Source organism: Paenibacillus agaridevorans (assembly GCF_003112455.1).
GTDB lineage: Bacteria > Bacillota > Bacilli > Paenibacillales > Paenibacillaceae > Pristimantibacillus > Pristimantibacillus agaridevorans.
The window spans coordinates 13,898-29,335 of sequence record NZ_BDQX01000381.1; the positions used below are offsets into that span (position 1 = coordinate 13,898).

Below are 15,438 nucleotides of genomic sequence, written 5' to 3' on the forward strand. Positions count from 1 at the left end.
CCCAAAGAGCATTCTTGTACATTTGAAAGCCAATCCAATACGATACGACATATACAATTAATATACATAGATATTTTAAAAAGCGCATAACTTGCTCCACCTCCACTTAAAAAACTAAATCGTGTCTAGAATGTAATATCAAATATTACATAGATTATAGCTCCACACCCCAAGAATGAGTAGTTCTAACATTTGTAGTACCCCATCTATTACCCACTTTGCAGCTCGTTAGCTTAATAAAGCATCGTCAGTTTTACGTAGTATGTGCAATTGAACTTTTTGTAAACGTCCATCGATGCGAAGGAAAATAACGTTGAAGCCTCCAACGCCATTTTAAGGCGCAGAATGCCACTTTCATTATCTAACCTATGTGCGATGGAAAGATTGATTATAGATACGATTCTGATCGACTGAGGGCAGGAATACTAGTTAGCGCTTAAAGAGAAGTGCTGTAAACTAAAAATTTAAAGTGATAAGGGGATGTAAGGCTCCATTCGTTGTCTGGCGGACTCATATTGTCCCCTTAGGATTTCACCCGTTTCCTCTTTGATGGCTTTGAACTGTTTCATCTACTCCCCAAAAAAAAAATAAAAATTGCACCAAACAATTCCCCCGGTTCGTTTGTGTTTATATAGAAGGGGGGCAATTCAGCATGGAGGATCCCTTGCAGCGTACGGGCAAGGATATCGCTCAAATCTACCGTCGGCATGCCCACACCGTCTATAAAGTCAGCTTCATGCTGCTCAGGAACGTAGTCGATGCCGAAGAAGCTACGCAGACCGCCTTTTTGAAGCTGATGCAGTCGGACATGACCTTCCGCGACAACGAACACGAGAAGGCTTGGCTCATCGTGACCGCCCGCAACCATTGCCGCAATATGCTTAAGCATTGGTGGAGGCGAATGCGAACGACGCTGGAAGAGGCCGATCAGAGGCTGCTCGCGGAGGAAATCAGGCATGACGAGACGCTCGGCGAAGTGCTGGCCCTGCCTGCAAAATACCGTCTGCCTCTTTATTTGTTTTATTACGAAGGGTATAGCACGAAGGAGATTGCGGAGCTTCTCTCCATTAAGGAAGCGACGATCCGCACGCAGCTACATACGGGCAGGAAGCTTCTGAAGCTGCAGATAGGTGGTGAAGGCGATGACTGAGAAGGAGCTGATCGACCGTCTTGCCCGGATGGGACCTACGGACAAGCAGACGGATCGCATGCTGGAGCGGATTTTGAATCCGGCGGCGAAGCCTAGATTTGCCCTCAAGCCAAGCTACCGGATCGCACTGCCGACACTCGTCATTCTGTTGTTGTCGCTCTATTGGCTGCCTGCCTTGCAACAGAAGCAAAACAAAGAGATTCCGCAGTTGACAAGCGTCGTTGCTCCTTTCGCCGTAGAATTCGGCCTTCCTAGAGCGATCCATGCCGGAACGTTAGGGAAGTTTCTGAATTATAACGGCAGCCGGTACACATTCCTGGAGGATGGTGCGGCATACGACCTCTCCGGCTGGAAGGTTGAAGAGCAAGGCGTGTTGGGTACGCTGCAATATGATATTGCGGCGGACATCCAAAACGGCGGAACGAAGGGGTACAGCAGCCGCGATTTGGCCACGACGTACATGAACGGAGGCACAATATATGCGCTGCCCGGCTACGCCCCCGCGTTCAGGCTGGCAGTATCCTACGAAGGCCGATACTATATCGCCGAGTTGTCGGGCAAGACGGACGACGGAGTGATCGACGCAAAAGAGTTTGTCTCGTTAGCTGATCTTAGTCGGATGACAATGCGGATAGAGTGGCTGGATCATCAAGGGACGACGGTTATGCAAGTCTGGGACGCAAAGAAGGATATCCGAAAGTGGTCCAACCTGATCGCCGAGAGCATCCCTATTGAAAAGCTGACGGACGAGCAGTACGAGCGCCTGGCGAAAGCGCGATCGTCGGACAGATCCTTTCAGGCCAGATGGGTGCTGCGGGACGGAACATCCATCGTCATGTATCTCGTGCCCGATCTGTCCCTGCTTACGATTGGCAACGGCAACTACGAATTGAGCAAGACGTTTCTGGAGATGTACTCAAAAGAAATTCTACTAACCGACTGAAAGGATAGATGACAATGAATACAACGATAAAAAAAGCTTTCGTGACCCTTACAGCTGTTTCCTGCCTCGCATGCGGAGCATCCCTGGCTGCCGCGCAGCCGCTGGAGATCGTACCGATCAGTGCGCCGATTACCGGTGAAATCATTCCGATCAGCGCCCCGATTAACGGGGAGATCGTGCCGATCAGCGCGACTGATTATGTGATCGCGCATCAGAATAAGCTGGCGCCTGTTCGCGTATACGGCCAGGCCGCATCGATTGAGGAGAACCGGATTACGCTCGAGAATAACAACGACAACGCGGAGTTCCCCTCGATCGTTCTAAACATTGGAGAGAATACCCGGATTCTTAATGCGGTCGACGGACTGCCCATGAAGCTAGAGGACATTCGCGAGAACGAGACATTGTACGCGTACGTCGGTCCGGCGATGACGATGAGTTTGCCGCCGATTTCGAACGCCGAGCTGATTATTGCCGGCATTCCGGCGGACTTCGCGGTGCCGACCTATGCCGAGATTGAGGGCGTAAAGAAGGGAACGGACGGCAGCGTTGTGCTGAAGACAAACCAGGATGTTGACTTTACAATAACAACGGATACAACTTTGATTCCGTTCCTGACGAAAAACATCATTACGGTCGACCATCTTAGACCGGGAAGCAAAGTGCTCGTGTGGTCGCAAGCTGTGACGGAAGACGGAAAGCAGGCTGCGGATGCCGGCACGGCGAACAAGGTCGTAGCGTTCCCTTATGAATACGCGGGATACGTAGAGGCAGGCTTGGAAGGGTTGTCGGTGAACGGGGAGGCGCTGGAGCTTACCGAGGATGAGGCACCGTATGCGGCTGACGGTCATCTTATGCTGCCGCTTCGCAAGCTGGCGGAAGCGCTTGGCTACGAGATCAAGTGGAACGCGGAGACAAGCGGCATCGAGGTGGTGAACGGCAATAATGTGCTGTACAGTCTTACGGCGCGCGGCTCGGAAGTGACGACGGGGGATGGCGAGACGCGTGAGCTTTTCGCAACATCCGTGGTGAAAGACGGAGTGACCTTCTTGACTGCGGATGATCTGATCGCGCTAAACGAGGTTAAGATTGTGAAGTAGGTTGTTGTCACAAGCGTAAATAAAGAGAGCGGAATTTCCTCGAAAGGGGATGTTCGCTCTCTTTTTTTTCTGCGACGGCACAATCAACTAGGTCAATCGCGAAACTACCCTTGAGCTTGCACGGTCTTGGAATACTCCGACGGCGACATGCCGGTTGCGAGCTTGAATTGGCGCGAGAAATAATGAAGGCTCGTATAGCCGAGCCGTTCGGCGATTTCCGTCATGTTGAGTGTTTCCTCGCGGATGTGCAGCTTGGCCCGTTCGATCCTCAAGCGCACGACGTAGTCCATTAGGCCGCAGCCGGTATGGTCGCGGAATAACGAGCGAAGATAAGATTTGCTTAGGGCGAATTCGGCGCATAGCTTGTCAAGAGACGGATGCTCCGTGAGGTGGGTGTCCAAATATTCGACAATTCGGCCGACGAGATCGCGCTGTCCTTTTTCCGCGGATACTGAAGACAGCTTCGGCTTTGCCGGCTGGGCCTGATGGCGGCGGATAAGCCGGATCAGAAGCGCCTCCAAATAAATCTTGACGAGCTGCTCTGCGCCGAAATCCGGCTTTTCCCTGCGGGCCAGCGGATTAACCGGAACATCCGGTTTCGATCCGGGAACCGGTTTGGTGACTGGAATAAGAAACAGCTTGTCGGCTTCCTCCATCAGCAACGAGAGCTGCTGCCGTTCTTCATTTCCGAGGCGGAGCGTCTTATGCGTGAAAAAACGCATCGCCTCGGACTTGCAGCCGAACGCGACGATGAATGTATTCGGCGGTGTCTTGCGGTTGCACTTCAAGCTATGAAATTCGTTCGGCGAATAGAAGACCATGTCGCCTTGGGTGAGATGGAAAGAAGCGAAATCGGTCGTGATCTCAACCTCGCCTTTGTCCACGTACAAAAATTCCCAGAAATTATGCTGTTCGCCGCTATATACGTAGTCTTTATTAAATTCGTTGTAATGCATGGAATAAATTTTATCGACCGAAATTTGTTCTTTCAGCTTAATAAAACGATAACGTGTTTTCCCCATACGCGACCCGTCCTTTTTTAGCGTCAAGATAACTCGCACCTTCATCGTAAAGCGAGGGATTTGCGATGTCAATAAAAGTGCAAACGATAAACAAAAGTGCAAATCTATCGTCGTTTAAGCCAAAGCTTTTTCATCCGGTGCGCCAGTATGATAGCGGTGAGAACGGTTTCGAATCGACAGGAGGAGAAGGATTTGGAGAAAATTCGCACGGCCGTAGTTGGATTGAATATGGGGCTTGCCCATGCGCATGCGTTCAAGAAGGCGGAACGTTCGGATTTGCGTTGGGTAGTCGATCTGGATGAGCGTAAAGCGGCGAAAACGGCGGAAGAGTTAGGCTGCAATTATTCGACCGATTGGACGAAAATACTGGACGATGTCGATGCGGTGAGCTTGTGCACTCCCCATCATCTGCACGCGCCGCAAGCGCTTCAGGCGATCGCAGCCGGCAAACATGTCCTGCTGGAGAAACCGCTCGCGAACAGTGAGGAAGATTGCCTCGGCATCATCGACGCTGCCGACCGTAAAGGCGTGACGCTTATGATGGCTTACGTCGTCAGGTACTTGCCTGCTGTTCGGAAATTGAAGGAAGCGGTCGACAGCGGCGAATACGGCAAGCCGATCAGCGCCCAAGCCTGGGTGCAGACTTATCTGGAACCGATACTGGGGTCTTGGTTCGCAAGCAAGGAGAAGCTTGGCGGAGGTGTATTGTTCAGCCACGGGTGCCATTACATCGATATCTTGTTGTATTTGCTGGGAGAGCCTGCAAGGGTTGCGCAATTCGGAACGCGGGTCGGAACGGAATGGATGGAGGGCGAAGGGACGTCCCACGGCATCATCCAATTCAACAGCGGCGCGATTGCGCATCTGAATAGCAGTTGGGGAATGAAATACACAAACCCGCCCGCCCTTTGCCAAATTCATTTGACGGAAGGCATGCTGCAATTAAGCAGAGACCTGTGGTCCGTTGAAGCTGTGACGGATAAGGGAACGACAACGTTGTTCAAGCGCCAGCCGGAACTGGAACTCGGTATCGATACGAATGTCGCGTTTGAAATCGAACACTTCCTGCAATGCATCGAATCAGGCGCTCGGCCCGAAACGGACGGAATTGAAGCGCTGAGATCGCATCGGACGATCTGGGCGATGTCGGGCAGCACGGGCGTTCAAGTGAATTTATAAGAGATGAAGGAGGAGCAGGTTATGACCATTAAAGTAGGCATTATCGGCTGCGGGCTGATGGGATCTTTGCATGCGCGTACGCTGCATGCGCTGCCGGGCGTCAAAGTCGCGGCCGTTCACAACCGAACGCGTTCGAAAGCCGAGGCGCTGGCGGCGGAGGTAGGGGCTGTCGTATACGATTCGTATGCGTCGTTGCTGGAACAAGATCTGGATGCGGTGTGGGTGGCAACGCCCGACCATTTGCATGTGGATGCGTCCAAGGCGGTTCTGGAGTCGGGCAAGCATTTGTTTCTGGAAAAGGCGATCGCCACCTCGTTGACCGATGCTGCCGAGATTGTAGAAGCCGGAGCAAAACACCCGTATCTGAAGGCGATGGTCGGTTATCCACTGCGTTTCTCGCCCGCGTATCGGGCGATGAAGCAAGCCGTTTCGCGGGGCAATGCCGGCAAACCAATTCAAGCCTGGTCGATGCGCACGCATTTTCTCGATCCGAATCAGCGGGTGTACGACAAATATCGTGATCATTATTACGATACGCCGAGTTGGTATTTCGACGATGAGACCGCGAAAGGGCCGATTTTCTCCCATGGATCGCACGATTACGACCTGCTCATGTGGATGTGCGGCGAGGTCGAATCGGTATTCGCTTACGGAGGGACGTACCTGCTGCCGCCGGGCAGCATAGCCGACGCTTTTACCGTTTCGCTTCGTTTCGCGAACGGAGGGATCGGACAGGTCAGCACGCCATGGGTGACCCGCGTCGAATACGACATGACGGGCGTAGCGACGGAAAACCTGACCGTCGTAAACAACAACGGGGTTCTGTTGGAGAAAGACGACGACGGGCCCGAACAGGCAACATCCTTTGCGGACAATGACATGTGGGTTCGCCTGAATGCGCACTTTATCGATTGTATTCGAGACAATAAGACGCCACTTATTTCTCTGGCGGACGGGCTGCGCGTCATTGCCGTATCCGAAGCGGCTTATCGCTCGCTCAAGGAACGTAGGGAAGTACAAGTCGACTACTCCGCCTTGGAAAGCGTGATGCGGGCAGAAGGCAAGGCGCAGCCATGAAGCAGAAAGTCAAACTGGCGTGCATGACCTGGATCTATAACGAGCATGCGTTCGAGCGGTCGTTGGAAAGCATTGCCCTTGCCGGGTACCGCTGCGTATCGTTCGGCTTGCCTCATGAAGGCAAGCCGGCTTTCGACGACGGTGCGGCAGGAGAAGCGGCGCGGATCATCCGGTTGCTGGAACGATACGATCTGGAACCGGTGACGCTGGTCAGCACGGACGTCTTGGCTCCGGGCCGACCGATTGAACTTGCGCGGCAGCGGATGGCGTTCGCGCAAGCGCTCGGGGTACAGGAGCTGCTGTCGCTCGGCACGACGAGTTACAAGAACTTTCCTGACGAGCCGTTAACGGATGAGGAGATGAAGCCGATCAACGACGACTTTGCAGCGAAATTCCGCGAAGTGGGAGAGGAAGCGGGCAAGCACGGACTCATTGTCACGATCAAGCCCCATACGGGCAATACGGCGACAGCGAGCGTCATTGCTGATACGCTGAGGTCGATCGGTTCCCCGCATGTGAAGGCTTGTTACGATCCTGGCAACGTCCGTTTCTACGAAGGCATCGAGCCTGCCGAGGATTTGCCCTTCATCGCGGCGCAGACCGTCTCGTTCATCGCGAAAGATCACCGCGGCGCGCGGGCCGCGATTGACTTTCCCATTCCCGGAGAGGGGGACGTCAACTTCCCAGCCATGTTCTCCACGCTGTACGAAGCGGAGTTCGCCGGTCCCGTAATCGTGGAACGGCTTGATGGCGCCAACGGAATGTTCGAGGCCAGCAAACCGTTCGAAGCTTTGGAAGAACGGGTGGCGCAGGCGCGTCTCAATCTCGAGCGGATGCTGCAAGAGGCGGGTTTCGCTGTTTTTTAAAAATATACCGTTCATCCGATTGTGTGCATTTCTTCGAATAACGCTAAGAGGAATACAACATGAGTAACTGTCTCTATGAACCGCCCCGGATATGCATATGATTGAGATACATAATAGGAAAGGGTGACTTGTCGTCGACAAACAAACGATCTATTATTTCTCGAGTACTCATTGGGACAGGGAATGGTATGAGACTTTTCAAGGATTTCGTTTCCGGCTCGTAGAGATGATGAATGAGTTAATCGATGTGATGGAGGATACGCCGGATTTTCAGACCTTCCATTTGGATGGACAGACCGTTGTGCTTGAAGATTTCATGGAAATCGAGCCTGGCAAGCGTGAGCGCTTGGGCCGGTTGATTCAAGAGGGTCGTATTGTCATCGGTCCGTGGTACGTCATGCCTGACGAGTTTCTCGTATCCGGAGAAAGCATTATCCGCAATCTGCTGAAGGGGCGGCAAATTTGTCGGGAATGGGGCGTGGAGCCGTGGAAATACGGATATATTTGCGACACTTTCGGCCATATTGCCCAGCTTCCGCAAATTTTCAAAGGATTTGGAATTCCTTATTCGATTTTGGGGCGCGGCCTCAATGAGCATAGCGTCCCATCGCACTTCCGTTGGGCTTCGCCGGATGGGAGCGAGTGCATCGCTTATAAGCTGTTCGATGATAACTCCTATGGCGCGTTCCTGGTTGTATTGTTGCGTGCGGATGCCCGGAAATCCAATGAAGACGAGACGAAGACTGCAATACGCGAACATGTCGAACGCGAGCTTTCTCGTTCTCCTTACGGAATCGGGTTACTGATGGATAGTCAGGATCATGCCCGGATCCGCCCGGACACCGGCATATATTTGGACATCATCCAAGAGCTGTTCCCGGAAGCGGATGTGAAGCATGTAAATCTTGAGGAGATGGGGCAGCAGCTCGAAGCTTATCGAGACGTTATGCCCGTCAGATCGGGGGAACTGTACGAGCCGGGTAAAAATCCAGGTTCGAACTATGTCATTCCTCATACGTTATCTAGCCGATATCCGCTTAAGCAGGCAAACGACATATGCCAGGCACTGCTCGAGAAATGGGTTGAGCCGCTTGTTGCGATTGCCACCTTGCGAGGCTTCCATACTTCTCAATCCTATGTGGATATGGCTTATCAATATTTGCTGCTAAACCACCCGCATGATTCCATTTGCGGATGTTCGATCGACGCGGTGCATGAGGATATGAAGTACCGTTATAATCAATCCAAAGAAATCTCGCTGCAAGTGGTAGGGAGTATTCTGGACAAGGAGCTTGAACGATTCGGCAATACGGACGGCGGATCCGGAGGCAATCTCGTACTGCTGTTAAGGAACCCGCTTGTGTTCCCGCAGCGTCTTGTCGTTACCGTCGATATCGATTTCGAGCCCCAGTACCCGTGTCAATTTCAAGAACCGTTCGGCTACGAGCAGAAGAACAGCTTCCTTATTTTCGATCATCAAGGCCATGAAATACCGTACGGATTGGTCAAGATCAGAAGGAACTACAAGACCTTTGTTCAAAATAAAATTGAAAAGGTTGTCGATCGCCATACCGTATCGTTGATGGTTGATCTTCCGGCGATGGGGACCGCCGAATATAAGGTCGTGCCTTCGTCTCAGCCATCCCGTTATTTGGAACGGATGTCAAGGAATCGGGGAGAAGCGGAAAATGAATACCTGAAGCTAACGGTTCAGGATAACGGAACGATACGCATTACGGACAAAAGAACAGGCCGGGTTTACGACAATCTATGCAGCTATCTGGACGACGGCGAGATTGGCGACGGTTGGTTTCATGTTTGCCCCGTAGAGGACCGGATGATTGATAGCCATGGTTTTGAGTGTGCGATAGAGACTATAGAGAATGGGCCTTCACGTACCGTATTTCAGGTCAGTCAGACGGTCAGGCTCCCTCGTGAGCTTATTCAGAACAACCAAAGTTTGCAGCGGTCGAACGATGTTGTTCCGGTGCTGATCCGTACGCGGATAGGTCTGTCCCAAGGCGCTGCTTATGTTGATGTGGAGACGACCGTCGACAATCAAGCCCGCGATCACAGGTTCAGATTGGTCATTCCGACCGGTGTAACCGAATCGTCGTATTTTGTAAATCAAGCTTTCGCTTTCGTCCGAAGGCCAACGGGCTTCCGATTGGAAACGCAAAATTGGAAAGAAAGTGATGCAGCGGAAAAGCAGACGGGCGGAATCGTCGGGAAGAGAAGGGATGACGGCACGGGACTGGCATTTATTTCTCCCTTCGGCCTCCATGAATGCGCTGCGCCGGATAATGAGCAGGGTGAAGTGCATGTAACCTTGTTTCGTTCCTTCCAAAAAACCTATTTAACCAACGGGGAAGAGGGCGGACAATTAATCGGGCAGCTTTCGTTCAAATACGCACTGGCGCCCTTAACTGCTGATGTGTCGGATGCAGACTTGGCGCGATTGCAGGATTGTTTGCAGGCAGGCGTGAGGCATGCAACAGTGAAAATAGATGCGGCATACAATCTCTCAGCACCTGCTTCCCATTTCGAATTATCTTCTTCCGACATCCAGTTAAGTATCATGAAACGTCCGGAAAATGGCCGTCATAATGAATTGATCGTCCGCTGCGTTAATCTGTCGGATAAGCCGGAAACGGCTTGGCTGCGTTCGTTCATGACGATTGGCGAGGTGATGAAGGCAACATTGCACGAAGAAGCTTTGGAACCGGTCAGCCATGAGCGCGACGGATTTCTGATCAAACTTGCGGCTTGGCAAATCCAGACTTATCGTCTGACACTTGCGTAGGGGGCCTAAAGTATGGCGCGGTATGTGAAGATTAGTACTTGTAATTTTAATTATTGTGCTATCGTACCGGAACAAGGAATTGAATCGGCTATTCAAGCGGTAACTGCATTTCTGGAAAATAAAATTCAGCAGGTTTTGCCGGATCAGCCGGACTTGATTGTACTCCCGGAATGCTGCGATATGCCTGCAGGTTACGGAGGTGAGCGGCTCAAGGCTTATTACCGGCAACGCGCCGACCGTATATTGGACAGCTTGTCCGCTATAGCGAAGCGTAATCGCTGTTATATCGCCTATCCGTCCATCCGTTATTTGGACGATGGGACGTGGCGAAACTCCGTTCGTCTAATCGACCGTGAAGGCAAAGTGACAGGGACTTATAACAAGAATCATCCGGTTATCGTCGAGATGGAGCAGGATGGCATCGTCTGCGGCAGCGAAGCGCCGATCTTCGAATGCGACTTTGGCCGGGTTGCGATCGCGATTTGCTTCGATCTGAATTTTGCTCCGCTGCGTGAGCGTTATGCGAACGAGCAGCCCGATCTGATTCTGTTCCCGTCGATGTTCCACGGCGGCTTCATGCAGCAATACTGGGCGTACGCTTGCCGTTCCTACTTCGTTGGCGCGATAGCCGGCAATTTGCCAAGCGCGATCCTTTCACCGGTTGGCCAACTGCTTCATTCGACATCCAGCTACTACGATTACGTAACGGGTACCGTTAATCTGGATGCTGTAGTCGTGCATCTGGATCTCAATCGTCCGAGACTGGAGAAAATGAAGCAAAAGTACGGTTCGAAGGCAAAAATTATGGATCCCGGTTATGTCGGATCGGTACTTGTCTCATCCGAGACTACGGAATTTACCGCGAATGATCTGGTTGAGGAGTTCGAGTTGGAGAAGTTGGATAATTATTTCTCTCGATCGTTGGCTTATCATCGCAATACGTAAGTAAAGCAAACAAAGAAACCGTAACTTGGGTAGATGGAGCATAGAGCTCCACTCAGCCAAAGTTACGGTTTTTTCTCACAAGTTAACTTCCCGGCAAAGGTACGGTCTCCTCGCTATTCAGATGCAGCCTTCGATACTGCCCGGGCGGCATTCCGGTCATCCGCTTGAACATGCGAATGAAGGAGCTGACGTTCTGATATCCGACTTTCGACGATATTAAATTGATGCTTGTTTCATCGCCGGAGAGCAATTCCTTCGCCTTATGAATGCGGACTTCATTCAAATATTCGCTGAACGTGCAGCCGAAATTTTCCTTGAAGTAAGTGGAAAGATACCCGCCGGATAATTTCAGTTGATCGGCCAGTAAATCCAAAGATATATCTTTGCTATAGTGTTGATTAATATAAGAGGTTACATAATTTACGATAGAATCGTTGCTTTCGCGTTTATTGCGGATGAGGCGGGTGCTTTCGGCAAGAAAACGCGCGAAGAACCTCTCATATTGCTCCAGCGTATGGCAATATTTGATCTGCTCGTAAGGCGAATTTTCGTTCAGAATAATGCTGATATCCTGCTGCCCGGCGATCAAGCCTTTGATTACGCGTTCAATGACCTGATTGGCGAATTGCTGGAATTGAAAGGCGGAAGCCGATTTCTTGTGCATCAGATGAAGGGACCGCCGGACAAGTCCGATCAAGTTCGCTTCGTTCCCGTGCTGCAGGTTTTCCCAGAATTCCTTTTCCTGAATGACCGGTTGCACGGATATGTCGAATTCCTTGATCTCGCCGGTGACGATCTGCGTTTCTTCATTCAGCTTGCGGGACTGAATCATGCGCAGCGTCTCCGCGTAATCGATCGGCAGATTCGCGAATTTGCTCTTTTCCGGTTTGACGGCGATCGTCAGGAACCCGTAATCCATATCTTGGTGAAACCATTGCTTCAGGTGAGATAGTCTGTCCATCACGTTTTGGAAGCTGCTTTCGAATATAATCGTGCATTGCAGCTCCTTCTCGATGTTCATGGAGATGGACCCAGGGAAATGATCCGCGGCATAGGAGAGCGTCATGGCTTGAAGGTACTTGAATGCCTCATTTTGTTCCGCAGAATCAAATCCGTTAATAAATTTTTCACTGAAATTAAACTGAAACAGACAAATGAAAAAAGGTTCGGCCGGGTCGATGACATTCCGGATATCATCCAGATAAGTTTCTATATTTTTTATTTTTCGCAAATAACCGTACTGCTTCAGGAGCTTATTTTTCGCTGCGATGTCCGAATTGAAATCGCGATTCATTTTATTCAAGTTATGGATCTGTTCGTTGATCAACTTGAATTCAAGAATTTTCGTCGTGACCGGGATAGGTTTGTCAGGGTTTTTGATCGTTTCGATTATTTTCTGGAAAGGATTATTAAATCGGGCGCTTAGGAAAATGGATATCGCCAGGCTGGCAACAATGGACACGATCAGCACCGCTATCAAGACGTAATTGAGCTGGACAATCTTCGAGGCTACGGTTTTGTAAGGGATTGCATTAATATAAGTAAGCCCGGTTGCATTCGATTTCTTGTAGAAATAGTACACGTTGTCTTGCTTAAAGAAGCCTTCCTGCTTGTTGGTTTCCGAATCCATGGAAACGGTTGCAAGACTTTTATCTGAATTATACACGATGTTCCCGTCACGTCCGACAATTTGGAATTTGACTGTGTTCACATAATTATAATTAGTGAACATTTGATCTGCGTTAAGAAATGCGATCATATACACCTGCTTGTCGAGCAGGTTTTGAACAAGCAGGGGGATTGCTTCCACATCTGGAGACGGAATCTTTCCTTGATTATATTTCTTAAATTCGGCAGCAGGGAAAACGGACAGATGGTACGGAAGATTGAATTGGTTCTTCCAGAAGTTTGCAGGGTATTGGGCGCTGACCAGGAAAGTGGAAAACATTTTATCGAAATCAACGAGGCCGTCTTTGTCCAATAAGTAATCCGACGATTTAAACGCAAGCAGCACATTATCCAAATTAAGCATCTCGTTTGATGCGAGGCTGGCCATCTCTTTATTCATTTGTAAAATAATCTCGTAATTGAGCGTGTCGTTCGTCATATTCTTCAGCAAGTTAATGCGGCTATCCAGAATGATGTTGGTCATGTTTTTGTTAATCAGCTCGATTTGTTTCTCATAGCTGTCGACTGTTTTGTTCAGAATAAAGCGATTGCTTTGGATCAGTTCCTCGTTGATGCTTGTTTTGAAGAAGAGAAAGGAGAGAATATTAAAAGATAACAGGACAACTATGATGATGAGAAAGCTGACCAGAAGTTTGAAGAATAACGAGTTTTTGTCCATAAGCCTTAATGTCTTGATCATTTTGCGTTCCCCCCGTTTCAATTCAATTTACCGTAACCCCTAAAATATACAGTTGTTCAGGTGTAATACATCCGCATACTTAAAGGCAAAGTGTGCCTATCTGCTTCAGGACTCCAAGTATACAATTAACTTATCACAAGCGATTTTAAGTTTCCATATCAAATTCGGGAGGGTAGCGAGGTCTCAAAGCATGATGTAATGTTAACGAAATAACGACATGATGCTTGTGATATTGATGATCTAATTCAGAGGGGGAGAAGCGAATCATGCCAAACAAATCCAGGCGTATTTCAATTATCGGAGTTTCTCTGGTGATGCTGATGTCTGTTATATTCACGGCTTGCAGCAACAACAAGGGGGAGCCGTCGACGGCACCTTCTTCATCCGCGCCTTCCTCGTCTGCGGAACCGAGCCCGTCGTCAAGCGATAGCGGGTCTGCCGCTCCGTCTGCAGGGCTGCCATCCAAGTTCGATCCGCCGATCCAACTTACGACAGCAATGGCTAACTACTCCTATACGAAGTTCAGCGATGGGGAAACGACGGACAACAACGTGTATACGAATTACATTAAAGATACTTACGGGATTGAAGTGAAAGCGATCTGGGACGTGCCGTTCGAACAATACGAGCAGAAGGTAAACCTGATGATCGCTTCCGGGGAAATGCCGGATTTCCTGGCTGTATCGCCATCCCAATTCAAGCAACTATATGATGCCGGATCGATTGCGGATTTAACGGACATTTATGAGAAATACGCTTCGGATCAGACGAGAGAAATTATGGATTTAGCCGGTGCCGAAGTGTTGGAATCCGCGAAGATGAAGGGAAGATTGATGTCCATCCCTTGGACAGGCGTTGCCAAAGAAGGTGTGTCGATCCTGTGGATCCGCAAAGACTGGTTCGAGAAATTCAATCTGTCGGCGCCGCAATCGATGGCCGATGTATTAAAGATTGCCGAGACCTTCGCCACGCAGGACCCCGATGGCAATGGCAAACCGGATACCTTCGGTCTTGGTCTTTACAAGGAATTGAGCGAAAATGCGATGGTCGGTTTCTTGAACGGCTTCCATGCTTATCGCGACATATGGATTAAGGATGCCGACGGCAAACTGGTTAGCGGAGACATTCAGCCGGAAATGAAAACCGCACTAGCTGAATTGCAAGCGCTTTATAAAAATGGATGGATCGATAAGGAGTTCGGCGTAAAGGATATACAGAAGCTGGAGGAAAGCATTGCGAGCGGTAAAGTCGGCATGTTCTTCGGCAATATGGGATCCGCCGCCGCCCCGCTGCAGCAATTGACGCCCGAGAATGAGTGGCTTCCCTTTGCCGTGCCATCGGTCGACAGCGAGCCTGCGAAGCTACAGATCCCGCTAAATATCTTTAACTACTACTGGGTAGTGAACAAGAATGCCAAACATCCGGAAGCGATCTTCCCGATTATCCAAACTTGGCTGGATATGTTCTATTACAATACGTCGGATGAATTATACACCCAGTACAACTATGACAGCGAACAAGATATCGCCCACTGGATGAATGCCCCGATTAAAATTTACAAGAATAAGCGGGCCGAAAATCATCTTGCCGAAATAGAAGTTTTAAACGGCGGCAAAGATAAAACGTCTTTGACGCCGGAACAGCGCAATAATTTGGCCGGGATGGAGAAGTATCTGGCCGGGGATAAAAAATATTGGAACGTTTATTACCAGGATGGACCGGAAAGCTCCGGGAAAATAGCTGTAGAGTACCTGGAGAAAGATATGTATCAACCAACGCAATTTACGGGAACACCAACACCTGCAATGCTGCAGAAAAAAGCGAATCTGGATAAAATTCGCGATCAAATGATTTTGAAGGTCATACTTGGCGGATCGCTGGATGAATTCGACAAGTTCGTCGAGCAATGGAAGAAGCTTGGCGGGGACGAAATTACGGCCGAAGTGAATGAATGGTTCGCATCAACGAAGTAGATGAGATGAAGC

General features: G+C 50.0%; 11 protein-coding genes. 9 read left to right on the forward strand and 2 right to left on the reverse strand.

Annotation, left to right across the window (positions count from 1 at the left end; translation table 11 throughout):
• The first annotated feature begins 652 nt into the window (after window positions 1-652).
• The 3 genes from PAT3040_RS28915 to PAT3040_RS28925 are packed head-to-tail and all read left to right on the forward strand — an operon-like array spanning window position 653 to window position 3,193.
• Complete coding sequence (locus PAT3040_RS28915; RefSeq protein WP_108995403.1) at window positions 653-1,150, forward strand: RNA polymerase sigma factor; 498 nt, start codon at window positions 653-655, stop codon at window positions 1,148-1,150.
• Complete coding sequence (locus tag PAT3040_RS28920; RefSeq protein WP_108995404.1) at window positions 1,143-2,093, forward strand: hypothetical protein; 951 nt, start codon at window positions 1,143-1,145, stop codon at window positions 2,091-2,093. Before PAT3040_RS28915 ends, PAT3040_RS28920 begins: the two co-directional genes overlap by 8 nt.
• A gap of 14 nt (window positions 2,094-2,107) precedes the next feature.
• Window positions 2,108-3,193: a stalk domain-containing protein gene (locus tag PAT3040_RS28925; protein WP_181376901.1), complete on the forward strand. Its 1,086-nt coding sequence runs from the start codon at window positions 2,108-2,110 to the stop codon at window positions 3,191-3,193.
• A 104-nt stretch (window positions 3,194-3,297) separates the two neighbouring features.
• Here the strand turns inward: PAT3040_RS28925 and PAT3040_RS28930 are convergent, their stop codons facing one another.
• Window positions 3,298-4,215: a helix-turn-helix domain-containing protein gene (locus PAT3040_RS28930; RefSeq protein ID WP_181376902.1), complete on the reverse strand. Its 918-nt coding sequence runs from the start codon at window positions 4,213-4,215 to the stop codon at window positions 3,298-3,300.
• A gap of 192 nt (window positions 4,216-4,407) precedes the next feature.
• On the opposite strand from PAT3040_RS28930, the gene PAT3040_RS28935 reads away from it, so the two are divergent.
• The 5 genes from PAT3040_RS28935 (at window position 4,408) to PAT3040_RS28955 (ending at window position 11,085) form a co-directional block, all read left to right on the forward strand.
• Entirely contained in the window at window positions 4,408-5,394 is a 987-nt protein-coding gene (locus PAT3040_RS28935; RefSeq protein WP_181376903.1) for a Gfo/Idh/MocA family protein, read from the forward strand.
• Window positions 5,395-5,415: 21 nt separating this feature from the next.
• Window positions 5,416-6,471: a Gfo/Idh/MocA family protein gene (locus PAT3040_RS28940; protein WP_181376904.1), complete on the forward strand. Its 1,056-nt coding sequence runs from the start codon at window positions 5,416-5,418 to the stop codon at window positions 6,469-6,471.
• Window positions 6,468-7,337: a sugar phosphate isomerase/epimerase family protein gene (locus PAT3040_RS28945; RefSeq protein WP_108995409.1), complete on the forward strand. Its 870-nt coding sequence runs from the start codon at window positions 6,468-6,470 to the stop codon at window positions 7,335-7,337. Before PAT3040_RS28940 ends, PAT3040_RS28945 begins: the two co-directional genes overlap by 4 nt.
• A gap of 148 nt (window positions 7,338-7,485) precedes the next feature.
• Complete coding sequence (locus tag PAT3040_RS28950; RefSeq protein ID WP_258235216.1) at window positions 7,486-10,140, forward strand: glycoside hydrolase family 38 N-terminal domain-containing protein; 2,655 nt, start codon at window positions 7,486-7,488, stop codon at window positions 10,138-10,140.
• Between the two features lie 12 nt (window positions 10,141-10,152).
• Window positions 10,153-11,085, forward strand: coding sequence for a carbon-nitrogen hydrolase family protein (locus PAT3040_RS28955; protein WP_108995411.1), 933 nt, complete (start codon window positions 10,153-10,155; stop codon window positions 11,083-11,085).
• 82 nt (window positions 11,086-11,167) lie between these two features.
• Here the strand turns inward: PAT3040_RS28955 and PAT3040_RS28960 are convergent, their stop codons facing one another.
• On the reverse strand, window positions 11,168-13,453 hold the full coding sequence (locus tag PAT3040_RS28960; protein ID WP_108995412.1) for a helix-turn-helix domain-containing protein: 2,286 nt from the start codon (window positions 13,451-13,453) through the stop codon (window positions 11,168-11,170).
• A gap of 266 nt (window positions 13,454-13,719) precedes the next feature.
• Between PAT3040_RS28960 and PAT3040_RS28965 the strand changes: the two genes are divergently transcribed.
• Window positions 13,720-15,426 carry a type 2 periplasmic-binding domain-containing protein gene (locus tag PAT3040_RS28965; protein WP_108995413.1) on the forward strand — a complete coding sequence of 569 codons (1,707 nt, stop codon included), beginning with the start codon at window positions 13,720-13,722 and terminating at the stop codon, window positions 15,424-15,426.
• The last annotated feature ends 12 nt before the right edge of the window (window positions 15,427-15,438 follow it).